Genomic DNA, 25,651 nt, shown 5'->3' on the forward strand with positions numbered 1-25,651 from the left:
CCCCCGCTCCCACATTTGGATCTCCACAAGGTTTTGGCTGCGTGCACCGCTTCAATGCACCATGAACTAGCATTGCGCACATCCAGCCAGCCTGAAACACCCGCCGAATTAAGAAAACATTAAATCCCAAAAATGCCAAAGCCCCGTATTCCGGGGCTTTGAGCTTTCTGGCGAAATTTTTTGGCACACATTGCAACTTCTGGCACGCGCCCTGCAATAACCCTTACATAACCCAGTTTCGGGGACCTTGGTACAGGCAGGCCGAGAATCCCCTCTTTACACCCGGGATGCTTGATGCGAACCGCGTCGCGCCCCACACCCGTTTCGGGAACCTCGGTACAGGCAGGCCGGGGATTCCCTCTTTAACACCGAAGCCTTTGGCTTCACCCCGTTTTGGGAGCCCTGGTACAGGCAGGCCGGGAACTCCCTTCTTTACACCCGGGGCTTATGCGGCACAGTGCCCATAGCCCCAGCCCGTTTTGGGAACCTTGGTACAGGCAGGCCGGGGATTCCCTCTTTTATTGCTCTTGGAGATGGATCTCCAGCCGCCAGCGGCCATCGGCCTTCTCCCCTTTCCACTCCCCACGCAACGGCCGAGCCGCCACCAGGTTCAGCAGCAAGCCGCCATCGGTCTTGCGGATGCGCCAGTTCACGTCTTTGTCATTGACCTTGAGTTGCCCACTGGCGGCCTTGCCCAGCGCGTCGAACAGCAGCGCCACGGTGCCGTCGACGTGTTCGCCGTGCAGCTTGGGTTCGCTGTTGAACCACACCACCACGCCATCCTCTGCGGTCTCTACCTGTTGCAGCTCGACCGGGTCGGGCGTGGTCAGGCGGCCGATCATCAAGCCGATCATCAACCCGACAATCGCCAATGAGCCCAAAACCCTGGGCAATAGCTTCGGCCTTGGGTCGTCTTCAGGGGTAGAATGCAGCGCATCTTTGCCTTCGGAGCCGTGCATGTTTCACGTCATCCTTTTTCAACCAGAAATTCCGCCGAATACCGGCAACGTTATCAGGCTGTGCGCCAACAGTGGCTGCCACCTGCATTTGATCGAGCCGCTGGGCTTTGACATGGACGACAAGCGCCTGCGCCGCGCCGGGCTCGACTACCACGAGTACGCTACGCTCCAGCGCCACGCCGACCTTGCCAGTTGCCTGGAAAGCCTTGGCCACCCACGGCTGTTCGCGTTCACCACCAAGGGTTCGCGGCCGTTTCATGATGCCAGCTTTGCCGAAGGCGACGCCTTCCTGTTCGGCCCGGAAAGCCGTGGCCTGCCGGCCGAGGTACTCGACGCACTGCCAGAGGGCCATCGCCTGCGCTTGCCAATGCGCGAGGGTTGCCGCAGCTTGAACCTGTCCAATACCGTGGCGGTTGCCGTGTACGAAGGCTGGCGCCAGCTCGGCTTTAAATAGCGCACAAACAAAATGTGGGAGAGGGCTTGTGTGGGAGCTGGCTTGCCTGCGAAAGCATCACCTCGGTATCACTGGTAAACCGAGGTGTCTGCATCGCGGGCAAGCCCGGCTCCCACACAAGCCCCCTCCCACACGGGGTCCTGCGTCGGGCTCGACTTATTGAACCGTCGACGAACCTTCTGTTTGCATGCGCTGCAGCTCTTGCGCGTACAGGGCATCGAAGTTCACCGGTGCCAGCATCAGCGCAGGGAACGAGCCACGGGTGACCAGGCTGTCCAGGGTCTCACGGGCATACGGGAACAGGATGTTCGGGCAGAACGCGCCCAGGGTGTGGCTCATGGACTGCTCGTCCAGGCCCTGGATCAAGAAGATACCAGCCTGTTGCACTTCAGCGATGAAGGCTACTTCTTCGCCATTCTTGACGGTGACCGACAGGGTCAGCACAACTTCGTGGAAGTCGCCTTCCAGGGCTTTTTGACGGGTGTTCAGGTCCAGCGCAACGCTTGGGGTCCATTCCTGACGGAAGATGGCCGGGCTTTTCGGCGCTTCGAACGACAGGTCACGCACGTAGATCCGCTGCAGCGAGAATTGTGGGCCTTGGGCTTCTGCTGCTTCAGTGTTCTGTTGGTCAGTCATCGCAGATCCTTCTTGATCTTGGGGTCTTTTAGGGGTTAGGCGTCAGACGAGCAGCAGCGCATCGAGTTTACCGGCGCGCTCCAGGGCGAACAGGTCATCGCAACCACCGATGTGCTTGGCGCCGATCCAGATCTGCGGCACGGACGTGCGCCCCGCTTTCTGGGCCATTTCGGCGCGCACCTGGGGTTTGCCGTCGACCTTGATCTCTTCGAAGGCAACGCCCTTTTTCTCAAGCAAGGCCTTGGCCCGCATGCAGTAAGGGCACCAATCGCTGGAATACACGACAACCTGGCTCATATCACTTCACCAGCGGCAGGTTATCGGCCTTCCAGCTGCCAATACCGCCGGACAGTTTGGCGGCGGTGAAACCGGCTTTCAGCATCTCGCGGGCGTGGGTGCCGGCGTGCTGGCCTTGGGCGTCGACCAGAATGATGGTCTTGGCCTTGTGTTTTTCCAGCTCGGACAGGCGTGCGATCAGCTTGTCCTGGGGAATGTTCAGGGCGCCGACGATATGGCCGGCAGCAAAATCCTTGACCGGGCGAATATCCACGACAACGGCCTCATCCTTGTTGACCAGTGCGGTCAGCTCCGACGTGCTCAGGCTGCGGCCACCGCGGCTCATTTCATGAGCGATCAGCAGCGCCAGCAGGATGACGAAGGCACCCGCAAGCAGGTAGTGGGCAGTGGCAAATGCAATCAGGTGATCAACCATCAAGGAGGTTCCAGGGCGTTAAAATGGCGGTAAGTATACACAGCCGTCAGGGGGGGCCAACCCCCGTAAAGCGGTGACGTGGTCGGAACTTCGCTTTAAACTGCGACTCCCTTTTCAATTGTCTTCCTTTATTACCGCCTCGAGAGGATCTATGACTACTACGCCTAAACCTTTGGTCCTGATAATTCTCGATGGCTTCGGACACAGTGAAAGCCACCACGACAACGCCGTGTACTCGGCCAAGAAGCCAGTACTCGACCGCCTGACCGCCACCGTACCGAACGGTTTGATCTCCGGTTCCGGCATGGACGTGGGCCTGCCGGAAGGCCAGATGGGCAACTCGGAAGTCGGCCACATGAACCTCGGCGCCGGACGAGTGGTATACCAAGACTTCACCCGCGTGACCAAATCGATCCGCGACGGCGACTTCTTCGAGAACCCGGCCATCTGCGCAGCGGTGGATAAAGCTGTCGCCGCCGGCAAGGCCGTGCACTTCATGGGCCTGCTGTCTGACGGCGGCGTACACAGCCACCAGGACCACCTGGTCGCCATGGCCGAGCTGGCGTTCAAGCGCGGCGCCGACAAAATCTACCTGCACGCCTTTCTCGACGGCCGTGACACGCCGCCGAAAAGCGCGCAATCGTCCATCGAACTGCTCGACGCCACCTTCGCCGCGCTGGGCAAAGGCCGCATCGCCAGCCTAGTCGGCCGGTACTTCGCCATGGACCGCGACAACCGCTGGGACCGTGTGGCCCAGGCTTACAACCTGATCGTCGACGGCCAGGCTGAGTTCAACGCCGCCACCGCCCAGGAAGGCCTGGAAGCCGCCTACGCGCGTGGCGAGAGCGACGAATTCGTCAAGGCCACCACCATTGGCGAGCCAGTCAAGGTTGAAGACGGCGACGCCGTGGTGTTCATGAACTTCCGCGCCGACCGCGCGCGCGAGCTGAGCCACGTGTTTGTCGACGAAGGTTTCAAAGATTTCGAGCGCGCCCGCCGGCCAAAAACCGAGTTCGTCATGCTCACCCACTATGCAGCCAACATTCCGGCCCCGTCGGCGTTCGCCCCCGGCAGCCTGGAAAACGTGCTGGGCGACTACCTGGCAAAAAACGGCAAGACCCAGCTGCGCATCGCCGAAACCGAAAAATACGCCCACGTGACCTTCTTCTTCTCGGGCGGGCGTGAAGAACCGTTCCCGGGCGAAGAGCGCATCCTGATCCCGTCGCCGAAAGTCGCCACCTACGACCTGCAGCCGGAAATGAGCGCGCCGGAGGTCACCGACAAAATCGTCGATGCCATCGAACACCAGCGCTACGACGTGATCGTGGTCAACTACGCCAACGGCGACATGGTCGGCCACAGCGGCAACCTGGAGGCCGCGGTCAAGGCCGTGGAATGCCTGGACCTTTGCGTCGGCCGTATCGTCGACGCGCTGGAAAAAGTCGGCGGCGAAGCGCTGATCACCGCCGACCACGGCAACTGCGAGCAGATGTCCGACGAATCCACAGGCCAGGCCCACACCGCCCACACCACCGAGCCCGTGCCGTTCATCTACGTCGGCAAGCGCGACCTGAAAGTGCGTGAAGGCGGCGTACTGGCGGATGTAGCGCCGACCATGCTGAAACTGATGGGGTTGGAAAAGCCGAAAGAGATGACTGGCACCTCGATTCTGGTCTGAAACATTTCCGGGGTTGCTCAAAGCGAGTCACCCGTCAATAATGGACCTGAGCGCGAAACCAGTTGCCTCCAGCGGCTATAACTGGCGTAGGAACCCCGTTGATGACTGGACATCAGCGTAGGGTGAGACCTCCACACCCTGGCTTGAGGGTGTGTATATGAATATCAAGCACGTTAACTTAGGGCAGTTCGAGAGAACTGCCCTTTCTTTGCCTGCTATAAAAGCTGGTAGCGCTTGTAAAGCAGTTCGCCATGGCGATGCTTGTTCAATGCCTTGGCATCGGTCTGCATGAAATTCCATAGCATATTGCCAGCCTGGATATTCACGACAACCAACATTTGCCGCTTGGTTTCATAGGCGCCAATGAAGGCCAGACGTGCCGACCCATTGTCGTAGGCGACACGCCAAATCTCTAGCGGCCCTGTCAGCGTATCCAATGCGAACCTTACGTAGCGCTCTCTGGCGTCCTGCCGCTTTTCAACGATGTGCCGCAGCGCCGCACGCTGGATCAAAACTACGCCCAAGGGCGACGCTATACGAATCTGTGAGCCCACCGAATCGGTAATACCCAGGTTTGATGCCACGATTTCGATAGCATCGGTAATGTCTTTGCCCGCCAATACTTCCTCAAGCGCACAGGATCGAAGGGTTCGGTCAAGACTGCGCAGGTCGGGCAAACCGTAATCACGCCAGGTTTTCTGGCCTTTCAGTTCATGCGTACAGAACATCACCGATCGCGCCAACCACCTGATTAATGGGCACGAGAGTCTATTCTCAGGAACAAAAAACAGGGCAGGAGGACCATTTCAAGGCGTTTCTTCAACAACGGGTTAACAACTGAACCGCCCAATTAATGCCGCCCAACCCGTTTTTTATGACGAACGCCTCAAGCAGTTGGCGTTGAGGCGTTTTTTTTGCGGCGCTTGGCGGGCATACTAGGCCGTCCCTTTCCCTGGTGTCGCCCGCCTCTATGCTTCGCGCCTTGATTACCCTTGCTCTCGTCTGCTTGCTCCAACCGGCGTTCGCCGATGAGCGCGCGCAAACCCAACAACAGTTGGACGCTACGCGTCAGGACATTACCGAGCTGAAAAAACTGCTCGGCAAGCTCCAGGAAGAGAAATCCGGGGTGCAGAAAGACCTGCGCGGCACGGAAACCGAGATGGGCAACCTGGAGAAGCAGGTCCAGGAGCTGCAAAAAGAATTAAAGAAGAGCGAGTCGGAACTGGAGCGACTCGACGCTGAGAAAAAAAAACTCCAGAGCGCACGCGTTGAACAGCAACGCCTGATCGCGATTCAGGCCCGCGCCGCCTACCAGAGCGGCCGCCAGGAATACCTCAAGCTGCTGCTCAACCAGCAGAACCCGGAAAAATTCGCCCGCACCCTCACCTACTATGACTACCTGAGCAAGGCGCGCCTGGCGCAGTTGAAAGGCTTCAATGAAACCCTGCGCCAGTTGGCCAATGTCGAGCAGGAAATTGCCGACCAGCAATCGCAATTGACGGACCAGAAAAGCGCCCTCGATGCTCAGCGCGACCAGCTCGACAAGGTGCGCAAGGAGCGCCAGCTGGCCCTGGCCAAGCTCAATGACGACGTGAAGGCCCGCGACGCCAAGCTGCAGGCCCGCGAGCAGGACCAGGCTGACCTGGGCAAAGTCCTCAAGACCATCGAAGAAACCCTGGCCCGCCAGGCACGTGAGGCCGAAGAAGCGCGGCAAAAAGCGCTGATCGCCCAGCAGGAAGCCGAAAAAAAGCGTCAGCGTGAGGCCGAACTGGCAGCCACCACCGATGCCCCGGCGCCCCGTAAACCGGCCCATGCAGCGCCTGGCCCACTGGTTTCCAGCGCCGGCGAGTCCTTCGGCGGCGCTTTTAGTGCAGCCCGCGGCAAACTTCCTTGGCCCGTTGATGGTCGACTACTGGCACGCTTTGGTGAAACCCGTGGCGATGACACCCGCGCGAAGTGGGACGGGGTGATGATCAGCGCCGCCGCCGGCAGCCAGGTTCACGCCGTTCACGGTGGGCGCGTGGTGTTTGCCGATTGGCTACGGGGCGCCGGGTTGTTGGTGATTCTTGACCACGGTAATGGCTATTTGAGCCTTTACGGCCACAATCAGACTTTACTCAAGTCGGCAGGTGATGTTGTTAAAGCCGGTGAATCCATCTCCACTGTCGGTAACAGTGGTGGCCAGGACACCCCGGCGCTGTACTTCGCTATTCGTCAGCAGGGTCGCCCGAGCGATCCCGCACAATGGTGCCGTTCCCAAGGATAGGGTCGCATCTACATTAGGAGTTCGTTCGACATGCTGCATTTGTCCCGCCTCACTTCGCTGGCCCTGACGATCGCCCTGGTGATCGGCGCGCCGCTGGCTTTCGCCGACCAGGCCGCACCGGCGGCGCCAGCCACCACGGCCGCGACCACCAAGGCGCCGCTGCCGCTGGACGAGCTGCGCACCTTTGCCGAGGTCATGGACCGGATCAAGGCAGCCTATGTCGAACCCGTAGACGACAAGACCCTGCTGGAAAATGCCATCAAGGGCATGCTCAGCAACCTCGACCCGCACTCCGCTTACCTGGGCCCGGAAGATTTCGCCGAGCTGCAGGAAAGCACCAGCGGTGAATTCGGTGGCCTGGGTATCGAAGTGGGCTCCGAAGACGGCCAGATCAAAGTGGTCTCGCCGATCGACGACACCCCCGCTTCCAAAGCCGGCATCCAGGCCGGCGACCTGATCGTGAAGATCAACGGCCAGCCGACCCGTGGCCAGACCATGACCGAAGCCGTCGACAAGATGCGCGGCAAGCTCGGCCAGAAAATCACCCTGACCCTGGTGCGCGACGGCGGCAACCCGTTTGACGTGACCCTGGCCCGCGCGACCATCACGGTCAAGAGCGTGAAGAGCCAACTGCTGGAGTCGGGTTACGGTTACATCCGCATCACCCAGTTCCAGGTCAAGACCGGTGACGAAGTGGCGAAGGCCCTGGCCAAGCTGCGCAAAGACAATGGCAAGAAGCTCAACGGCATCGTGCTCGACCTGCGCAACAACCCGGGCGGCGTGCTGCAGTCAGCGGTGGAAGTGGTCGACCACTTCATCACCAAAGGCCTGATCGTCTACACCAAAGGCCGTATCGCCAACTCCGAATTGCGCTTCTCGGCCACCGGCAATGACCTCAGCGAAGGCGTGCCACTGGCGGTGTTGATCAACGGCGGCAGCGCCTCGGCTTCGGAAATCGTCGCCGGCGCCCTGCAAGACCAGAAACGCGGCGTGCTGATGGGCACCACCAGCTTCGGCAAAGGCTCGGTGCAAACCGTGTTGCCGCTGAACAACGACCGCGCGCTGAAGATCACCACGGCGCTGTACTACACGCCAAACGGCCGCTCGATCCAGGCCCAGGGCATCATCCCAGACATCGAGGTGCGCAAGGCCAAGATCACCAACGAGATCGACAGCGAGTATTACAAAGAGGCTGACCTGCAAGGTCACCTGGGCAATGGCAACGGCGGCGCTGACCAGCCAACCGGCAGCGGCGCCAAAGCCAAGCCGATGCCGCAGGACGATGACTATCAACTGGCCCAGGCACTCAGCCTGCTCAAAGGCCTGAGCATCACGCGCAGCCGTTGATATGCGTTTTGCCCTGATCATCGCTGTGCTGTGCAGCCTGGCCGGCGTCGCCCACGCGACCCCGGCCAGCGAGCCTCATAAAGCCTACCTGACCCTCATCATCGACGACCTGGGGCAAAACCTGCCCCGGGATCGTCGCGTGCTGGCCCTGCCTGGGCCGGTGACCACCGCGATCATGCCCGACACACCTCATGCCGCCGAATTCGCTCGCGAGGCGCACAAGGCCGGCAAGATCGTGATCCTGCACATGCCCATGGACCCGGCCACCGGCCCGTTCGCCTGGCACCCTGATCTGCCCATCGAAGAGCTCGGCAAGCGCCTCGACGCCGCGTTCAAGGCCGTGCCTTACACCGCTGGCATCAACAACCACATGGGCAGCCGCATGACCGCGCAACCGGAGGCGATGGCGTGGTTGATGGCTGAGCTGCAGCGACGCAACAAGTTCTTCGTCGACAGCCGAACCAGCGCGCAAACCGTAGCAGCCGCCGAGGCGCAGAAGATTGGCTTGGCGCACGTTTCGCGGGATGTATTCCTCGATGACGAACGCACCGAAGCCGCCATTACCACGCAGCTGCAGACCGCCATCAAGCTGGCCCACAAACAGGGTTCGGCGGTGATGATCGGCCACCCGTACCCGCAAACCCTGGCGGTGCTGGAGCGCGAATTGCCCAAGCTCAAGGCCCAGGGCGTCGACTGGATCGATATCAAATTGATGATCAGCGTGCGCAGTAACCAGGCGATGGCTGCACACGGGAAAAACGGCACATACCTTCCGGCGCATAGATAGATACCGCTCTACACCGTGCCTGCTGCTCGATAGTTGAGGCTCCCATCAACTGGAGAGCCCTCCATGAAGCCTCTGCAATTCAACGACCTGCTTATCAGCTTTACCAGCGAGTTCCTGCCGCTGTGGAACGACAAAGGTTGCGGCGCGCACAAACCTGTCGGCCTGTGGCGCCCCAGCACCGCATCCGACGCGCTGAGCGCGTTTTTTTCCTTGGGTGATATCGCGGTCGGTCACTATCGCAATGTCAATCACAGCAAAGTCGTCGCCGTCGTCAGCGACGCGAACAAGGTCGACGGCACGGCGCTGCGTCCGCCGCTCGATTACCAATTGGTGTGGCAGGACGAAGGAACGGGGGCGCGAAGCAACGCTTCCATCTGGCGCCCGCTGCCGCCGCAAGGCTATGTGGCGATGGGCTTGGTGTACGGCGTGGACTACGACAAACCCTCGCGCCATGCCGTGCGCTGCGTACGCGAAGACCTGGTGATGGCCGCTCAAGTGGGCGAGCTGATCTGGAACGATAAAGGCAGTGGCGCCGCCAACGATTTGAGCGCCTGGTCGATTGCCCCGCCCGATGCATCCGCCGGCGAACTTTACCTGGCCCCCGGCACGTTCATTGGCAGTGACAGCTATGCCAGGCCAAGTATTACGGCCTATTCGCTGCGACTGGCGCTGACGGCTCAGTTCAGCGAACTGCCGCCACCGCCTGCGCTCATCGGGCATGAAAGCCCAACCCTTGATGAAACCACCCCCACGCCGCAGGTGTGCGAGCTGCCATGGTTCTGCGTAAAAGACCCGGAACTGACGGCGATTGAACAGCTCAAGTCATCGCCCACCTATCGACTGGAACGCCTGGACCGTCATCTTTGCGCCGGCTTCGGGCACAACGTCGAGGCCACCACCCAGCCGTTCATGTGGACGGCCACCAAGGGCGAACTGGGCGGGAATGCCAAGGCTTTGGCCACCAACACCTGCGTCGATCTGTGCAAGGAATGGCCTGCGGGCGAACAGGCCTTCGAGTTGAATTTCTCTGCGCATCTAAACCGTGATTTCACCCACACCCAACGCTCGGCAAAAGGCTGGAGCCAGTCTTCGCCGCTGGAAATCATCACGTACGTGCCGCCGAAAAAAGCTGTCGCGGCGTTCCTTGTGCAAAGTGAGTACCGCCTGCTGCGCCAGGACGGCAGCCAAGTATCAGGCACGGTCAGCTACAACAACGGCGATCACGTGTACATGAGCGAGTCCCCGACCGCCGAGCTGGCGCCAGAAGAAACACCTCAACCGCTTGACGCCCCTCAAGCGGAACCTGAGCTAGAGGTAACGGGCCATGATTTGATCGACAACACCCTCGCCCCGTAACTGATCGAGTGCCGCCTGCAGCTTGGCCACCACGTCATCCGGCACGTCTTTGTTCAGCGCCAGGTACAACTGCGCGCTGTTGAAGCGCAAGACCGTCTTGAGCTGGGTCACCCCGACTTGGCGGGCCAGGTAACGGCCCGCCGGGTCACCGGTGGCCCAGAGGTCAATCTGGCCCTCCAGCAGTTTTTGCGCATTGTCCTGGTCGCGCAGCGCAACGATCGGGTTGAGGCCCTGTTTCTCCAGGGTCTCGGCAATGGCGTCACCTTTGTAGGCGCCGATCTTGTAGCGGCGCGCCTGCTCAAGGTCTGCCAGCTGGATCTTGCTGTCAGCCTTGGCCAGCATCACCCAATCGTCCGGGCCGATGGGGCCGACCCATTTGAACAAGGCTTCGCGGTCCGGCAAGCGGGCCATCACGAATACACCGTAGCCGGGTTTTTCCAGGGCGAGTTTGTAGATTCGTTCCCAAGGAAAACGCAGGGTCAGGTTGTAGGAAATGCCCGCACGCTTGAAGGTCTCGCGCACGATGTCCACGGCGATGCCTTCGATGTTCTCGTCTTTGGCAAAGTTCTTGCCGTTTTTGGCCATGTTGTAAGGCGGGAAATTTTCCGTCAGCAACACCAGGGCGGCGTCAGACGGTTCTTCGGCGTGGGCAGCCCCGAGCATAAGCACGGAGGTACTGGCGAGGGCGAGCAGCAGGGTCTTGAACATGAAGGCTACCGGAATCCATGGCAAGCGCAGAGAGTGCCGCGCGCCTGCCATGGTGTCCAGCAGCGTTTAGCGAACGACGATACCGCGCGCCGCCATGTAGGCCTTGGCCTCTGGAACGGTGTATTCGCCAAAGTGGAAAATACTCGCCGCCAGCACCGCGCTGGCGTGGCCTTCGATCACGCCGTCGGCCAGGTGCTGCAGGTTGCCGACGCCACCGGAGGCGATCACCGGGATGCCCAGTGCATCACTGATGGCGCGCGTCACGCCCAGGTCGAAGCCGTTTTTCATGCCGTCCTGATCCATGCTGGTCAGCAGGATTTCACCGGCGCCCAGGGCTTCCATCTTCATCGCCCACTCCACCGCGTCCAGGCCGGTCGGCTTGCGACCGCCATGGGTGAAGATCTCCCAGCGCGGGGTTTCGCCCGGGCCGGAGACTTTCTTGGCGTCGATGGCGACCACGATGCACTGCGAGCCGAAATGCTGCGCGGCTTCGCCGACAAACTCCGGGTTGAACACGGCAGCGGTGTTGATCGAGACCTTGTCCGCACCGGCATTGAGCAGGTTGCGGATGTCTTGCACGGTGCGCACGCCGCCGCCCACGGTCAGCGGGATAAACACCTGGCTGGCCATGCGCTCGACGGTGTGCAACGTGGTGTCGCGGCCGTCGACGCTGGCGGTGATGTCGAGAAAGGTAATCTCGTCGGCACCTTGCTCATCGTAGCGACGGGCGATTTCCACCGGGTCGCCGGCGTCACGGATGTTCTCGAACTTGACGCCCTTGACCACGCGACCGTTGTCGACGTCCAGGCAAGGGATGATGCGTTTGGCCAGCGCCATGGTCAGTCCTCAGCCGTTGTAGGCATCGCAGTAAGCCTGGGCTTCGGCGACGTCCAGGGTGCCTTCATAGATTGCACGGCCGGTGATGGCGCCGATGATCCCGGGCGCCTTGGCGTCGAGCAGCGACTTGATGTCGCCCAGGTTGTGAATACCGCCGGAAGCGATCACCGGGATCCTGGTGGCAGCGGCCAGCGCAGCGGTGAACGGCACGTTGCAGCCCTGCATCATGCCGTCTTTGGCGATGTCGGTATAAACGATGGCGGACACGCCGTCGGCTTCGAACTGCTTGGCGAGGTCGATCACCTGGAGGGTGCTGATTTCAGCCCAGCCGTCGGTGGCAACAAACCCGTCTTTAGCATCCAGACCCACGATCACCTTGCCCGGGAACGCGCGGCAGGCTTCGGCGACGAAGGCCGGGTCTTTCACGGCCTTGGTGCCGATGATCACGTAGCTCACGCCGGCTTTGACGTAATGCTCGATGGTTTCCAGGGAGCGAATGCCGCCGCCGATCTGGATCGGCAGGTGCGGGTAGCGCTTGGCGATCGCGGTGACCACCTCGCCATTGACCGGCTGGCCTTCGAAGGCGCCGTTCAAGTCCACCAGATGCAGACGACGGCAGCCCCCTTCCACCCATTTGGCAGCCATGCTCACCGGGTCATCGGAGAACACGGTGGAATCTTCCATGCGGCCTTGGCGCAGGCGTACACAAGCGCCGTCCTTGAGATCGATAGCGGGGATAATCAGCATCTGGCAAACCTTATTCGATATTCAGCAATGCTTGGGAAATCAGGGTTTTTCAAGCGACCACAGGTCGCTTTCGATGCTTTCGAACCTTTCTTTAAGGAGCGTCTGCGTGTCGAAAATCGCCCTGTTGTAATAGTGCGGCGCAACTTCGGTGGTAAACAGTTCAAGAATCTCGGCGACCTCGAACGAGCCCAGCTTGAGCTCGAAACGGTCCTCCATGAAGCGCTTGATCTTGAGGGTAGCCTCACTCTCCTGTTCAGGCGTGAGGTTCAAGATCGGCAACTTCGGCTTCTTGGCCATTACCAGCGACCATCCCAGGTGGCGAAGTTCTGCAGCAATTGCAGGCCATGGGTATGGCTCTTCTCCGGGTGGAATTGCACGGCAAAGCGCGAACCTTCGGCCAGCGCTGCGGCGAAGTCGACGCCATAGTGCCCGCCACCCACCACTTGGCCGGGGTTACCGGCGGCGATGTAGTAGCTGTGCACAAAGTAGAAACGCGCCATGTCCGGCACTTCGTGCCACAACGGGTGATCCACAGTTTGGCGGACCTCGTTCCAGCCCATGTGCGGGACTTTCAGGTGGGCGCCGTCTTCGTGCAGGTCTTTGCCGAAGAACTTTACCTGGCCCGGGAACAGGCCGATGCAGTCGACGCCGTCGTTCTCTTCACTGCGCTCGAGCAAGGCTTGCATGCCCACGCAGATGCCGAGAAACGGACGGTCCTGGCTGACTTCACGCACCAGGCTGTCAAAGCCCAGGCGGCGGATCTCGGCCATGCAGTCGCGAATCGCACCAACGCCGGGAAATACCACCCGGTCGGCTTCGCGAATCACGTCGGCATCGCTGGTGATCAGCACCTTGCCGGCACCTACGTGTTCGAGGGCCTTGGCCACCGAGTGCAGGTTACCCATGCCGTAATCGATAACCGCGACCGTCTGCATTACAGGACGCCCTTAGTCGAAGGCATTTGCCCGGCCATGCGGTCATCCAGCTCCACGGCCATGCGCAGCGCGCGGCCGAAAGCCTTGAACACGGTTTCGATCTGGTGGTGGGTGTTGGTGCCGCGCAGGTTGTCGATGTGCAAGCTGACAAGTGCGTGGTTGACGAAACCCTGGAAAAATTCCTGGAACAGGTCGACGTCAAAGCCGCCCACGGTGGCCCGGGTGTAGGGTACGTGCATCTGCAGGCCTGGGCGGCCGGAGAAGTCGATGACTACGCGCGACAGCGCTTCGTCCAGCGGGACATAGGCGTGGCCGTAGCGACGGATGCCCTTTTTGTCGCCGATGGCTTTGGCAAATGCCTGGCCGAGGGTGATGCCCACGTCTTCCACCGTGTGGTGGTCGTCGATATGCAGGTCGCCCTTGCTGACGATATCCAGGTCGATCAGCCCGTGACGGGCGATCTGGTCCAGCATGTGCTCAAGAAAAGGTACACCGATATCAAATCGGGCCTTTCCGGTGCCATCCAGGTTGATCGAGACTTTGATCTGGGTTTCCAGAGTGTCGCGCTCGACGGATACCTTACGTTCGGCCATCACCAGCTCCGCAAAATCATTGGGCGAAAAAGGCAGCCATTATAGGGGCGCGGGCGCTAAACAGAAACATCGGAGGGGATAAGACTGACGAGTTGAAGCGAGGAATGTCGGGGATAGACATGTGTGTACAAGCAGGCGCTCCAGGATGGTGCAGCCAACTGGAATCTTGAGACAGGTGAAGATTAAGTGTGGGAGCTGGCTTGCCTGCGATGCAGGCAACTCGGTCATTCAGCCAGACCGAGGTGATGCTATCGCGGGCAAGCCCGCTCCCACAGGGGTTACGCGGTGTTAGTGGAACAGCACTGCCGTCTTCTGCAGGGTCACCCACACACCCCACGCCAACGGAATACCCACCACCAGCCAGGCGGCGATCGCCAACGGCACGCTGCCCGAAGCCGCTTTCCACTCCAGGGAGGTCGTGGCATCAGCGCCCTTGTCATGGCCCAGCGCCTGCTCGGCGGCCAGTTCGGCGTCGGTCATGAAGTACTTGTCGGCCACCGGGCGAACCAGCAGGTTGCAGATGAAACCCAGCACCAGCAGGCCAGCGAGGATGTACAAGGTGATGTCATACGCTGCAGCGCGTTCAACGCCGATGCTCAGCTGATACTCACGCAGGTAGTTCACCAGCACCGGGCCCAACACGCCGGCAGCCGCCCAGGCGGTCAACAGTCGACCGTGGATCGCGCCGACCATCTGGGTGCCGAACAGGTCGGCCAGGTAAGCCGGAACCGTCGCAAAGCCACCGCCGTACATCGACAGGATGATGCAGAACGCCGCCACGAACAGCGCCACGTTACCCAGGTGACCCAAGTTCGGGATCAGCGCATACAGGGCAAAACCCAGGGCGAAGAACACGAAGTAGGTGTTTTTACGGCCCAGGTAGTCTGAGAACGAAGCCCAGAAGAACCGGCCACCGATGTTGAACAGGCTCAACAAACCGGTGAAACCTGCGGCGATGGCGGCAATCGACGCCAGTTGCCCGGCATCCAGTTGGCCGAACGGCACATCCACACCCAGCAATTTACCGCCGAACACTTCCTGCAGCAGGGGCGATGCCATGCCAAGGATGCCGATACCGGCAGACACGTTCAGGCACAGCACCAGCCATACCAGGCGAAATTGCGGGGTTTTCCACGCTACGTTCACGTGCACGTGGCGGTGAGTGATCATCGCATTGCTGGCTTTTTTCGCCGGGGCGGTCCAGCCCTCAGGCTTCCAGCCGGTCGGCGGAACGCGGTACGACAGTGCGCCGCCGATCATGAACACGAAGTAAATCGCCGCCATGACCGCAAAGCTCTGCCACACGCCAACGCTGGTTGGCGTAGCAAAGTGGCCCATCAGCGCTGCGGCCAGAGGTGCACCCACCATCGCGCCGCCGCCAAAGCCCATGATCGCCATGCCGGTCGCCATGCCGCGTTTGTCCGGGAACCACTTGATCAGGGTCGATACGGGCGAGATATAGCCCAGGCCCAGCCCGATACCGCCGATCACGCCGGAGCCGATCCACATCAGCCAGATCTGGTGGGTATAGATACCCAGCGCCGAGATCAACAGGCCGCCGCACCAGCACAAGGCCGATACAACGCCGGCTTTACGTGGCCCGGCATGTTCCAGCCAGCCGCCCCAGATCGCTGCGGAGCAGCCCAGGAAGATGAAAAACAGGGTGTAGATCCAGCCCAGCATGGAAATCGGCCAGTCGCATTGGGACGAGAAGACTTGCGTGATAAAGCTCATGTCCGGCGCACAGGCGACCGGTGCGGTAATACCCAGCGCCTTGGACAGAGGCAGCCAGAACACCGAGAAGCCGTAGGCCATGCCGATGCAAAGGTGGATGGCCAGGGCGGCCGGTGGAACCAGCCAGCGGTTGAACCCGGGCTTGGCGATAATACGTTCCTTGGACAGGAACGCAGGCTGTGCGGCAGTAGTTCCCGCCGCAGTGCTTGTGCTCATTGGTGTTTCCCCCAGTTATTAGTATGTGTCCGTCAGGCGCTCTCTCCCTCGGCCTTGCACGCAGAGCGTTGGCCGTTGTAGTTGAGTAAAGCTCCATTTAAGCGCGACGTTGTGTCGCAGACGACAGACGAACCTGCGCAGATTAGCACCTGTGGATGACAGAAAAACCAAACTGACATCACCTTTTTTCACACCAACTGATTTGTTTGACGTCAAATTCCCGTTTTGCCGCGTCTGGATACAATGTAACGATGCGAGCACTGACGTAAGCCTTCGGGCGTTATACTCTGCGGCTAAATTTTGAAATCGACATACAAGGACTCGCCCATGAAAGCGTTCGGCAAAATCCTGGGTCTGGTACTCCTCGGGCTGTTGCTGATCATTGTGGCCCTGGGCTTTGCCCTGACCCACCTCTTCGATCCCAACGATTACAAAGACGAGATTCGCCAGATTGCCCGCGACAAGGCCCACATCGAGCTGACGCTCAATGGCGACATCGGCTGGAGCCTGTTCCCCTGGCTGGGCCTTGAGTTGCATGAAGCCAGCGTGGCGACCATGACCAACCCGACCCAGCCGTTCGCCGACCTGCAAATGCTCGGCCTGTCGGTGCGCGTGCTGCCGCTGCTGCGCCGTGAAGTGCAGATGAGCGACGTTCGCGTAGAAGGCCTGAACCTGCGCCTGAACCGCGACAAGCAAGGCCACGGCAACTGGGAAGACATCGGCAAAAACGTCACCGAGACGACTGCCGACACCCCCGCCACCCCTGCCACCCCTGCCGCGCCGCAGCAGCCTGCCGAACCCGAGCCGGAAAAACCGCCAAAGCCGATCCGCCTGGACATCGACAGCCTGACCATCAACAACGCTCGCGTTGAATACAACGATGAGCAGACCGGCAAGCAATACAGCGCCGAAAGCATCCAACTGAGCGCTGGCGCGGTGCACGAAGGTGCCAGTATTCCGTTGAAACTCACCGCATTTCTGGGCAGCAACCAGCCACTGATGCGGGTCAAGACCGAGCTCAACGGCAACCTGCGCATCCAGCGCGCCCTCAAGCGCTATCAGTTCGAAGACATGAAGCTCAGCGGCGAAGCCACCGGCGAGCCGCTGCAAGGCAAGACCGTGACTTTTTCCACCCAGGGTCAATTGCTGGTGGATCTGGCGGCCAACATCGCCGAATGGACCAACATCAAGCTGTCGGCCAACCAACTGCGCGCCCTGGGCGAGCTGAAGGTCAGCGACCTGAACAAAACCCCGCAACTCAACGGCGCCCTGTCCGTCGCCCAGTTTGACCTGGCCAAGTTCCTCGACAGCGTCGGCCACCCGCTGCCGCCAATGGCGGCTGGCAGCCTGAGCAAAGTCGAACTGGTCAGCCGCCTCAAGGGCACACCTGCCAGCGTGGCCTTGGAAGACCTGAACCTGAAGCTCGACGGCAGCACCTTCACCGGTCGCGTTGCCGTGGATGACTTCGCCAAGCAATCCCTGCGCGTGCAGCTCAAAGGCGACACCTTCAACGCCGACAACTACTTGCCCGCCAAGTCTGAGTCCGCCAAGGGCGCAGCCGCCGCACGCCAGGCCGAAGTGCAGAACAGCGAAGCCGGCGCCATGGCGGCCGGTGGCACCACACCGTTGCCGGACGCCCCGACCAAAGCCGCGTGGAGCAGCGACAAACTGCTGCCATTGATCCGCCTGCGCACCCTCGACGTGGACGCCGACCTGGCGTTTGGCCAACTGACCCTGAGCAAGCTGCCGATCCAGAACGCCGCACTCAAGGCCTCCGGCATCGATGGCCAGCTCAAGCTCGACACCCTGAGCGGCGGCCTCTACAACGGCACCTTCCAGGCCAACGGCACCCTCGATGTGCGCCAGGACATCCCGGTGCTGGCGCTGCAAACCCACATCAAGCAAGTGCCGGTTGAACGCATCCTGCAAGCCCAGGGGCAAAACCCGCCGGTGAAAGGCCAGATCACTCTGGACAGCAACCTCAACGGTCGCGGCAACAGCCAGAAGGCGCTGATCGACAGCCTCAACGGTACCGCCAGCTTTGTGATCAACAACGGCGCGTTGCTCAACGCCAACATTGAACAGCAACTGTGCACCGGCATCGCCTTGCTCAACCGCAAGACCTTGAGCAACACACCACAAGGCAAAGACACGCCGTTCCAGGAACTGCGCGGCAACCTGACCTTCCGCAATGGCGTGGCCAGTAACCCAGACTTGAAAGTGCGCACCCCGGGCCTGACGGTCAACGGCAACGGCGACGTCGACCTGCGCGTGCTGGGCATGGACTACCGCGTCGGCATCATCGTCGAAGGCGACCAGCGCGACGTGCCGGACCCGGCCTGCCAGGTCGGCGCCAACTTCCAGGGCATCGAAGTGCCGCTGCGCTGCCGTGGCCCGCTGGAACTGGGCGCCAAGGCTTGCCGCCTGGACAAGGACGGCCTGACCCAGGTCGCCATCAAGGCAGCCGGCAACAAGCTCAGCGACAAAATCGAAGAGAAACTCGACAAGGTCAACCCGCAGTTGAAAGACGCTCTGAAGGGCCTGTTTAAGCGATGAGAAACGAGCAGTTTTCACAGGCGGTGCTCGACTGGTACGACCGCCACGGTCGCCATGACCTGCCCTGGCAACAGGGCATCACGCCTTTCCGGGTGTGGGTCTCGGAGATCATGCTGCAACAAACCCAGGTCAGCACGGTGCTGAATTATTTCGACCGTTTCATGGCCTCCCTGCCGACGGTCGAGGCCCTGGCCGCCGCGCCGGAAGATGAGGTGCTGCACCTGTGGACGGGCCTGGGTTACTACACCCGGGCGCGCAACCTGCAGAAAACCGCCAAAATTGTCGTCGCCGAACACGGCGGCGAGTTTCCCAAGGATGTGGAAAAGCTCACCGAGCTGCCGGGCATCGGCCTGTCCACTGCCGGAGCGATTGCCAGTTTGAGCATGGGCCTGCGTGCGCCGATCCTCGACGGCAACGTCAAGCGCGTGCTGGCGCGTTTTACTGCGCAAGAGGGCTACCCGGGCGAGCCGAAGGTGGCCAAACAGCTGTGGGCCACCGCAGAGCGCTTTACGCCGCACGACCGCGTCAACGCCTACACCCAGGCGATGATGGACATGGGCGCCACGCTCTGCACCCGCAGCAAACCCAGCTGCCTGCTGTGCCCGCTGGAAAAAGGCTGCGAAGCGCACATGCTCGGCCTGGAGACGCGCTACCCGATCCCCAAGCCGCGCAAGACCATCCCGCAGAAACGCACGCTGATGCCGCTGCTGGCGAATGCCGAAGGCGCCATTCTGCTTTATCGCCGCCCTTCAACGGGCCTGTGGGGCGGTTTGTGGAGCCTGCCGGAGCTGGACGACCTCAGCGACCTCGAACACTTGGCCAACCAGCACGCACTCGAACTGGGCGAGCAACAGGCACTGCCGAGCCTGATCCACACCTTCAGCCACTTCCAGCTGGCCATCGAGCCCTGGCTGGTGCAGGTGGAGGAATCCGCCCATCACGTGGCCGAGGCCGACTGGCTCTGGTATAACCTCGCCACCCCGCCGCGCCTGGGCCTTGCCGCCCCGGTGAAAAAATTGCTGAAGCGCGCGGCTGAAGTATTGAACGCAGGAGTTTCGTCATGACCCGCACCATCATGTGCCGCAAGTACAAAGAAGAATTGCCAGGCCTGGAACGCCCTCCGTACCCAGGCGCCAAGGGCCAGGACATTTACGAACACGTTTCCGCCAAAGCCTGGGGCGACTGGCTGAAACACCAGACCCTGCTGATCAACGAAAAACGCCTGAACATGATGAACGCCGAAGACCGTAAATACCTGGCAGGCGAGATGGACAAGTTCTTTTCCGGCGAAGATTACGCCAAGGCCGACGGCTATGTGCCGCCTGCTCAATAATTGATCAAAAACCAGGGCCGGCACGTAAGCGACGGTAATAATTAAATATTTTTTGAAAACTTGCTTGACGACCCCCTGAAAAACCAGTTTAATGCGCCCCGTTGCCCAGATAGCTCAGTCGGTAGAGCAGGGGATTGAAAATCCCCGTGTCGGCGGTTCGATTCCGTCTCTGGGCACCACTTATTAGTTTCAGGTGGTGCAAACGTCATCTGAAACACACAAAAAACCCGCCAAGTGCGGGTTTTTTGTTGCCTGCGATTTGGCGGTTTGACCCAAGGCGACTGAAACGTCGCCCCAAGCGCTCAACTGACTCGCGCCGCACACCTACTTGAGCAAAAACACCATCAGCGGATTGTCATTCAACCGCCCCTCAAAGCGTGGTGCCTGCTGCTCCATCGGCGTGCCCTTCAGCAATGCAGTTTCCTTACGCGGCACAATCACCCAAGAGGGCCGTGGCAAGCTGCCCAACTTGTCCAGTTGATTGCCCGCGACAAACAGCGGCTGCTCATCGTGATCCAGGTTCATCATGTAGCGCACCGCCCACGTGTCGCGCCCCAAATTGACGAACACCAACGGCCCCGGCTCGGACACCCGCAGCGCCTCGACCTGGCTGACAAACTTGCGCGTATCGAACTGCAGGTCCTTGGCCGGCTCTATCACCACCACCAACAGCACCCACTGAGCCGCCAGCGCGATCGCGCTGAGCCACACCAAGCGCAAAGGCCGACGCCAGGCAATCAACGCGGCCACTTGCAGAATCACAAATACACCGATCAGCAGCGGCAACGACACCTCGGGCCAATAACCGTGTTTGTGCCAGGCATGGCGGCACACAAACAGCACGACCACACACAACGCCGGTAGCGCCGCGACGAGCCATTCGTAACAGCGGCGCACACCAACCAGCCAGTTTTGCGCCTGGAGCAGCCCATAGGCGGCGACAGCGGCAAACATCGGCACCATCGGCAGAATGTAGTAGGCGCGCTTGAAGTGCGGCACCGACAACCCGAGCAAAATCATCAACCCGCAGGCTGCCAGTCGAACCAGCAATTGCACGTCGCTGTTGACCCACCGCTCAGACCAGCGATGACGCAACGCAACCAACGTGGCCAGCGCCAGTGGCACCACCGGGAAGTAACGGTACAAGCTCAGCTTGAAGTAGAAGTAGAACGGCTCGCCGGACTCATCGAGGCGCCCGCCGACCTGCATCTTGAACACTTCATCGGCAAAGGCATCGCCACCACTGACCCGCGCCAATTTCATCAGCAGCCACCAGCACGCCACGAGCAACGCCAACCCGACAAAACCGTGGATCAGCACCTGCCTGACCCGCTCGCCAGGCCGCCCCAGCGCCCAATACACACACACCACGCCGCAGACTTCGATCAACCCCAAGGGCCCGCGAATCGCAAACGCCAGGGCAAACAGAGGGAACACCGCCAACTGCCTCAGCCGCGAACCCAACTGTTCGCCGCTGTGCAGCAGGTAGAAACTGCCCACGCATAACAGCGCAACCATCTGGTCCAGGCACACCGAGCGCGACTTTTCGAGCAGTTGGGTGGTGAGCAACGTGAGCAACACCGTCAGCAACGCCCATGGCCGACTGGACGGCGCCAGCAGGCGATAGATCAGGGCAATCACACCCGCCGAAGCGAGCGCGGTCGGCAGCACATTCGCCAGGTGATTCGGCGCGCCGAACACCTTGGCAAACACAAAGCTGAAGAAGGTCGCGGTGCCAGGGTAATCCGCATACGGCTGACCGTAGGTGGTGGGGAAAAGGCTCGCACCATGGCGAAACATTTCCTGCATGAACAGCGCCCAGCGCCCGTCAAAGCCTTGGGGTTGCTCGTCCCAGATACCCAAGGTGAACAGCAGTAAAGCAATCAGAAAAATGCCCAGTGACTCCAGGCGAAAACGGCTGCGATGATCCATCGGTTGTCCTTTCAGGTAGGCTGCGCCGACTCCATGGTGCCGACTCAGCGCCTGAATAACGCCTGAACAAACCCGAATATTTCTGGATCTATCGACCGGCGCGCCACACCAGCGCGGGAATCAGCCGGATATAGAGTAGCTCGCCCACCAGCTCAAGCAGGGTTTGCAGAATCACGGCCGTCGCGGCCAGCCCACGCACATCCTCAGGCAGGGCCAACGCCAGGGGCAGCACCACCAGCGAGTTACGGGTCGACGCACTGAACGTCACCGCCCGCGCCGTCACCGCCGGCAGCGCAAACAGCCGCGCAGCCAACGCGCCCATCAGCGGCGCCAGCAGCAAAAAACCTACGTAAACCGGAATCACCGGCAACAACAACCCGATATCGCGCACCACCGACGTGATCTGCGAAGCAATCACCACGAACAGCACCAGCGCCATCGCCGGCACCGGCAGCCAGGCCCAGGCGTCGTTCCACAGATTGATGATGCTTGAGCGCCGCGCCAGCGAGGTGGTCAGCACCGCCAGGATCATCGGCAGCACGATCAGCAACAGGAACGCCTCGACAAACGGCCCCACCGCCATCACCACACTGGATTGCGCGCCCAGCATGAAGCTCAAGTACACCGGCAGCAGCACCAACTGCAGCAATAGCAGCACCGGCGTCGCCGCCAGCATCAACCGCGAGTCGCCCTTGCCGATGTGGGTAAACACCACCACGTAGTCGATGCACGGCGTCAGCAGTACCAGCAACGCCCCCACCAGCAACGCCGGACGCTCTACCAGGCCACGGGTCAACGCCCACACCAGCAAGGGCACCAAAATGAAATTGGCCATCAGCAAGGCCGCTATAAACCGCTTGTTGCCCAGGCCCTGGCGCAGGTCCAGAAACGGGATTTGCAGAAACATCGCGTACATCAGCACCGCAATGGCAGGCGTGACCAATACCCCAAAACCGTGGGCCGACAAGGGCGCGAGCACGCCGAATGCGACCGCCAGGAGGACGGTGACGAAGTAGATCGGGATCTGGTTGTGTTCGAGGGTGTCGCGGGTCATGGCCTGACTCTGGCTAGTCAAAAGAGCATAAGCCTATGCACCCGGGGACATAAGGTCGAGCACCGTGACAATTCCCGCGCCCATGCCGCGCCCAATTTTGTTAATTTCGGTTTCTTATAAAAGCGCGCGGCCTTCGAGCCCACATTAAGCGCAAGGATCGAGCTGACTATGAACCTGCCCACCCGACCTGCCCCAGAAACATTCAGCGAGCCCGCCGCTGACGGCTACCTCATCGGCGGCTTCACCTGGCGCCACATCAGAACCGACCCGACACGCCCGGTCGTCATCATTAACGCCGCCACCTCCGTACGCTGCCGCCACTATTCACGCTTCGCCGACTATCTATTTGCCAACGGTTTCGACGTCATCACGTTCGACTACCGTGGCATCGGCGAGTCTCGCAGCGGCTCGCTGCGCGGCTTCAAGGCGTCATGGTCGGATTGGGGCGTGCTGGATTTCGAGGCGATGTTGCAGCGCGCTCAAAGAGAGTTTTCGGGGCAACCGATTGATGTAGTCGGCCACAGTTTTGGCGGTTGTGCGGCGGGGCTCGGCGCATCAGGCGCGGTGATCCGGCGAATCGTGACGGTGGGCGCGCAGTTTGCGTACTGGCGCGATTACGAGGCGAGCGGGCGCTGGCGCATGTTCGCCAAGTGGCACGTGGTGATGCCGCTGCTGACCACGCTGTATGGGTACTTCCCCGGCAAGCGCCTAGGCTGGCTGGAAGACACGCCAGCCGGCGTGGTGCGCGACTGGGGCACGCCAACGCCCCGCTACGAAACGCGCCCCAGCGGCCGCAGCTTGGTGGATTTGCCGTTTGCCCGCGTGAAAGCGCAACTGCTGGCCATCAGCATCACCGACGACCCGTTCGGGACGGTGGCAGCCATTGAGCGATTGCTGGGTTATTTCACTAACAGCACGCGCACCCACCTGCGCATCGCCCCCGAAGACATTGCTGAAAAAGCCGTCGGGCATTTCGCTTTTTTTCGCAGTGAATATCAGGACCGGTTGTGGCCGATTGCGCTGGAATGGCTGCAAAAAGGCAAACTGACCGCCAATGCTCCAGGTCAGCAGGTGACGGGTTAAACAACCCACTCAAAAGCACCGTATTTCCTACGCCATCGCGACTTTCCATCGACGTGTTTCTGGCGGTATTACCTGAGATTCTTCTTCGCCCAACGACTGCGAAGAACTTATGAAAATACCGCCAGCACCTTACGCTGATGATCCGCAGCTGAGTCCTTTGCTCGCCAACCTGATCAAACTCATCCACGCGGCGCGCCAACAAGCTCTACGTTCCGTGGATGCCATTCAAGTGCTGACCTGCTGGCAAATTGGGCGCCACATTGTCGAATTTGAACAGCAGGGAAGTACTCGCGCCAAATATGGCAAAAAACTGCTGCCGACCCTGGCCAACGAGCTGACCGGCCACTATGGAAAAGGGTTTGATGCAACAAATCTTCGACACATGCGGGCTTTTTTCTTGCATTCCCAAAATACGACGCGCTGCGTCGCGAATTAAGCTGGACTCACTACCGCACGCTATTGCGAGTCGAAAACGCGAACGCAAGAGAGTGGTACATGAACGAATCAGCGACCCAAAACTGGACCACTCGCGCCCTGGAGCGCCAAATCGGCACGCTTTACTATGAACGCTTACTCGCCAGTCAAGATCGCAGCGCAGTCAAAGAAGAAGCAGCTGCCAACATTAACTGCCTTAAACAAAGCCCAAGAGAGTTTGTTCGCGATCCCGTACTTCTGGAGTTCCTAGGGCTGCCCAACCCTGGGCTGCTTTTGGAAAGCGATATCGAGCATGCACTGATTAAACAGCTGCAAAGCTTTCTGCTTGAGCTAGGTAAAGGGTTCGCCTTTGTCGCCCGTCAGCAACGAATCAGCACCGAATCAGCACCGAAAGCAAGGACTACTACCTTGACTTAGTGTTCTACAACTACCTGCTCAAGTGCTTTGTAATTTTCGATATAAAACGCGGAGAGCTGACTCATCAGGACATTGGCCAGATGGACATGTATGTGCGCATGTACGACGATTTGAAACGCAACCCCGAAGACGGCCCTACAGTGGGCATTATTCTCTGCTCACACAAAGATGCCTCCGTTGTGCGTTACTCCGTACTCGAAGGCCACGAACAGTTATTCGCCAGCAAGTACAAACTAGTGCTACCTAGCGAGGAGGAGTTACGTGCCGAACTGGATTTACTGACAGAACGCACGCTCACGGGCGAAGCATCACAGAAGCTCTTGGGATTTCTCCCAACCTGCGCTTCAATACCCCACCCCGATTAAGTACCCAAGGACGTTGAGCCCATGGCCTCGCCGAACAAACAGCAAAAACGTGCCCACCGGGCGAAGGCCAAGGCCAAGCAAAACCGTACCCAGCGCGCGGTCGCGACCAAGCCGGATGCGTTCGCCGGTGATGACAGCCGCATTGACCTTGAGTCAGTGGATTTGACCGAACTGTTTCTAGAAATGCGCGCGGCCGGCGAAACCAGCCAGCAGGCGTTGTGTGCGGCATTCCTGGCACACCCGTTGTTGGCGGTGGTGCTGGAGCAGGAAGGCGAAGAAGAGGCCACCGATTTTATCCTGACGGCGCTGATCGAATACCGGCAGTGGGCCACGGACAGCGAAGATGAAGCGGCGGCGTTGGCGTGGATTGAGTCGCCGCAGTTCCAAGCGGACTACGTGGCAGCCTCTCAGGCGCTCGCCAGCTCGCAGGACTGATACAAAACAAATGTGGGAGCGGGCTTGCTCGCGAAGGCGGTGTGTCAGTCAAATATTCGTCGACTGACACTCCGCC

The 25,651-nt window shown here is 60.5% G+C and carries 25 protein-coding genes, 1 tRNA gene and 1 pseudogene; 13 read left to right on the plus strand and 14 right to left on the minus strand.

What is annotated here, in order from left to right:
• Positions 1 to 518: 518 nt before the first annotated feature.
• Positions 519 to 959 (minus strand): hypothetical protein, encoded by a 441-nt coding sequence (locus WBB95_RS23835; RefSeq protein ID WP_424489795.1) that lies wholly within the window; start codon positions 957 to 959, stop codon positions 519 to 521.
• On the opposite strand from WBB95_RS23835, the gene WBB95_RS23840 reads away from it, so the two are divergent.
• Positions 958 to 1,413 (plus strand): tRNA (cytidine(34)-2'-O)-methyltransferase, encoded by a 456-nt coding sequence (locus WBB95_RS23840; RefSeq protein ID WP_078740250.1) that lies wholly within the window; start codon positions 958 to 960, stop codon positions 1,411 to 1,413. The two genes, WBB95_RS23835 and WBB95_RS23840, sit on opposite strands and share 2 nt — an antisense overlap.
• A gap of 156 nt (positions 1,414 to 1,569) precedes the next feature.
• Here WBB95_RS23840 and secB read toward each other — a convergent pair whose 3' ends face one another.
• The 3 genes from secB to WBB95_RS23855 are packed head-to-tail and all read right to left on the minus strand — an operon-like array spanning position 1,570 to position 2,761.
• Complete coding sequence (secB, locus tag WBB95_RS23845; protein WP_058413146.1) at positions 1,570 to 2,049, minus strand: protein-export chaperone SecB; 480 nt, start codon at positions 2,047 to 2,049, stop codon at positions 1,570 to 1,572.
• A 42-nt stretch (positions 2,050 to 2,091) separates the two neighbouring features.
• Positions 2,092 to 2,346 (minus strand): glutaredoxin 3, encoded by a 255-nt coding sequence (grxC, locus tag WBB95_RS23850; RefSeq protein WP_010213876.1) that lies wholly within the window; start codon positions 2,344 to 2,346, stop codon positions 2,092 to 2,094.
• 1 nt (position 2,347) lies between these two features.
• Positions 2,348 to 2,761, minus strand: a complete 414-nt coding sequence (locus WBB95_RS23855; RefSeq protein ID WP_424489796.1) for a rhodanese-like domain-containing protein — start codon at positions 2,759 to 2,761, stop codon at positions 2,348 to 2,350.
• 151 nt (positions 2,762 to 2,912) lie between these two features.
• Here WBB95_RS23855 and gpmI point away from each other — a divergent pair, with 151 nt between their 5' ends.
• Positions 2,913 to 4,439 (plus strand): 2,3-bisphosphoglycerate-independent phosphoglycerate mutase, encoded by a 1,527-nt coding sequence (gene gpmI, locus WBB95_RS23860; RefSeq protein WP_424489797.1) that lies wholly within the window; start codon positions 2,913 to 2,915, stop codon positions 4,437 to 4,439.
• A gap of 215 nt (positions 4,440 to 4,654) precedes the next feature.
• Here gpmI and WBB95_RS23865 read toward each other — a convergent pair whose 3' ends face one another.
• Positions 4,655 to 5,167 (minus strand): PBECR2 nuclease fold domain-containing protein, encoded by a 513-nt coding sequence (locus WBB95_RS23865; protein ID WP_424489814.1) that lies wholly within the window; start codon positions 5,165 to 5,167, stop codon positions 4,655 to 4,657.
• A gap of 242 nt (positions 5,168 to 5,409) precedes the next feature.
• Here WBB95_RS23865 and WBB95_RS23870 point away from each other — a divergent pair, with 242 nt between their 5' ends.
• The 4 genes from WBB95_RS23870 to WBB95_RS23885 all read left to right on the plus strand — a co-directional run bounded on the left by WBB95_RS23870 (position 5,410) and on the right by WBB95_RS23885 (position 10,195).
• The gene (locus WBB95_RS23870; RefSeq protein ID WP_424489798.1) at positions 5,410 to 6,705 is read left to right on the plus strand and encodes a murein hydrolase activator EnvC family protein; all 1,296 of its coding nucleotides are present in this window, start codon (positions 5,410 to 5,412) and stop codon (positions 6,703 to 6,705) included.
• A gap of 30 nt (positions 6,706 to 6,735) precedes the next feature.
• Entirely contained in the window at positions 6,736 to 8,052 is a 1,317-nt protein-coding gene (locus WBB95_RS23875; protein ID WP_424489799.1) for a S41 family peptidase, read from the plus strand.
• Position 8,053: 1 nt separating this feature from the next.
• Positions 8,054 to 8,839 (plus strand): divergent polysaccharide deacetylase family protein, encoded by a 786-nt coding sequence (locus tag WBB95_RS23880; protein ID WP_424489800.1) that lies wholly within the window; start codon positions 8,054 to 8,056, stop codon positions 8,837 to 8,839.
• 63 nt (positions 8,840 to 8,902) lie between these two features.
• Positions 8,903 to 10,195, plus strand: a complete 1,293-nt coding sequence (locus tag WBB95_RS23885; protein WP_424489801.1) for a Vps62-related protein — start codon at positions 8,903 to 8,905, stop codon at positions 10,193 to 10,195.
• Here WBB95_RS23885 and WBB95_RS23890 read toward each other — a convergent pair.
• From WBB95_RS23890 to WBB95_RS23920, 7 genes are all read right to left on the minus strand, one after another.
• Positions 10,148 to 10,903 (minus strand): substrate-binding periplasmic protein, encoded by a 756-nt coding sequence (locus WBB95_RS23890; RefSeq protein ID WP_424489802.1) that lies wholly within the window; start codon positions 10,901 to 10,903, stop codon positions 10,148 to 10,150. The genes WBB95_RS23885 and WBB95_RS23890 overlap by 48 nt on opposite strands.
• Before the next feature lie 66 nt (positions 10,904 to 10,969).
• Positions 10,970 to 11,740 (minus strand): imidazole glycerol phosphate synthase subunit HisF, encoded by a 771-nt coding sequence (gene hisF, locus WBB95_RS23895; RefSeq protein ID WP_017138643.1) that lies wholly within the window; start codon positions 11,738 to 11,740, stop codon positions 10,970 to 10,972.
• A 9-nt stretch (positions 11,741 to 11,749) separates the two neighbouring features.
• Positions 11,750 to 12,487, minus strand: a complete 738-nt coding sequence (hisA, locus tag WBB95_RS23900; protein ID WP_424489803.1) for a 1-(5-phosphoribosyl)-5-[(5-phosphoribosylamino)methylideneamino]imidazole-4-carboxamide isomerase — start codon at positions 12,485 to 12,487, stop codon at positions 11,750 to 11,752.
• 39 nt (positions 12,488 to 12,526) lie between these two features.
• Positions 12,527 to 12,784: a DUF2164 domain-containing protein gene (locus tag WBB95_RS23905; RefSeq protein WP_159953725.1), complete on the minus strand. Its 258-nt coding sequence runs from the start codon at positions 12,782 to 12,784 to the stop codon at positions 12,527 to 12,529.
• Positions 12,784 to 13,422: an imidazole glycerol phosphate synthase subunit HisH gene (gene hisH / locus WBB95_RS23910; RefSeq protein WP_424489804.1), complete on the minus strand. Its 639-nt coding sequence runs from the start codon at positions 13,420 to 13,422 to the stop codon at positions 12,784 to 12,786. Before hisH ends, WBB95_RS23905 begins: the two co-directional genes overlap by 1 nt.
• Positions 13,422 to 14,015, minus strand: a complete 594-nt coding sequence (gene hisB, locus WBB95_RS23915) for an imidazoleglycerol-phosphate dehydratase HisB (RefSeq protein WP_424489805.1) — start codon at positions 14,013 to 14,015, stop codon at positions 13,422 to 13,424. Before hisB ends, hisH begins: the two co-directional genes overlap by 1 nt.
• Positions 14,016 to 14,303: 288 nt before the next feature.
• Positions 14,304 to 15,965 carry an OFA family MFS transporter gene (locus tag WBB95_RS23920; protein WP_424489806.1) on the minus strand — a complete coding sequence of 554 codons (1,662 nt, stop codon included), beginning with the start codon at positions 15,963 to 15,965 and terminating at the stop codon, positions 14,304 to 14,306.
• A 327-nt stretch (positions 15,966 to 16,292) separates the two neighbouring features.
• Here WBB95_RS23920 and WBB95_RS23925 point away from each other — a divergent pair, with 327 nt between their 5' ends.
• From WBB95_RS23925 to WBB95_RS23940, 4 genes are all read left to right on the plus strand, one after another.
• Positions 16,293 to 18,521 carry an AsmA family protein gene (locus WBB95_RS23925; protein WP_424489807.1) on the plus strand — a complete coding sequence of 743 codons (2,229 nt, stop codon included), beginning with the start codon at positions 16,293 to 16,295 and terminating at the stop codon, positions 18,519 to 18,521.
• Positions 18,518 to 19,585 carry an A/G-specific adenine glycosylase gene (gene mutY / locus WBB95_RS23930; RefSeq protein ID WP_424489808.1) on the plus strand — a complete coding sequence of 356 codons (1,068 nt, stop codon included), beginning with the start codon at positions 18,518 to 18,520 and terminating at the stop codon, positions 19,583 to 19,585. Before WBB95_RS23925 ends, mutY begins: the two co-directional genes overlap by 4 nt.
• The gene (locus WBB95_RS23935; protein WP_424489809.1) at positions 19,582 to 19,854 is read left to right on the plus strand and encodes an oxidative damage protection protein; all 273 of its coding nucleotides are present in this window, start codon (positions 19,582 to 19,584) and stop codon (positions 19,852 to 19,854) included. The genes mutY and WBB95_RS23935 overlap by 4 nt, the downstream gene beginning before the upstream one ends.
• A gap of 103 nt (positions 19,855 to 19,957) precedes the next feature.
• Positions 19,958 to 20,033 (plus strand) — tRNA-Phe (locus WBB95_RS23940).
• Between the two features lie 145 nt (positions 20,034 to 20,178).
• Here the strand turns inward: WBB95_RS23940 and WBB95_RS23945 are convergent.
• Both WBB95_RS23945 and WBB95_RS23950 read right to left on the minus strand, forming a co-directional pair.
• Positions 20,179 to 21,786: an ArnT family glycosyltransferase gene (locus WBB95_RS23945; RefSeq protein WP_424489810.1), complete on the minus strand. Its 1,608-nt coding sequence runs from the start codon at positions 21,784 to 21,786 to the stop codon at positions 20,179 to 20,181.
• Between the two features lie 88 nt (positions 21,787 to 21,874).
• Entirely contained in the window at positions 21,875 to 22,840 is a 966-nt protein-coding gene (locus WBB95_RS23950; protein WP_424489811.1) for an arsenic resistance protein, read from the minus strand.
• Positions 22,841 to 23,008: 168 nt separating this feature from the next.
• On the opposite strand from WBB95_RS23950, the gene WBB95_RS23955 reads away from it, so the two are divergent.
• The 3 genes and pseudogenes from WBB95_RS23955 to WBB95_RS23965 all read left to right on the plus strand — a co-directional run bounded on the left by WBB95_RS23955 (position 23,009) and on the right by WBB95_RS23965 (position 25,575).
• A complete protein-coding gene (locus WBB95_RS23955; RefSeq protein WP_424489812.1) occupies positions 23,009 to 23,923 on the plus strand; it encodes an alpha/beta fold hydrolase in 915 nt (304 codons plus the stop codon).
• Between the two features lie 109 nt (positions 23,924 to 24,032).
• A pseudogene (locus tag WBB95_RS23960) lies at positions 24,033 to 25,140 on the plus strand (PDDEXK nuclease domain-containing protein).
• A 21-nt stretch (positions 25,141 to 25,161) separates the two neighbouring features.
• Complete coding sequence (locus WBB95_RS23965; RefSeq protein WP_424489813.1) at positions 25,162 to 25,575, plus strand: hypothetical protein; 414 nt, start codon at positions 25,162 to 25,164, stop codon at positions 25,573 to 25,575.
• The last annotated feature ends 76 nt before the right edge of the window (positions 25,576 to 25,651 follow it).

It is taken from the genome of Pseudomonas sp. (genome assembly GCF_049645325.1).
Lineage (GTDB): Bacteria > Pseudomonadota > Gammaproteobacteria > Pseudomonadales > Pseudomonadaceae > Aquipseudomonas.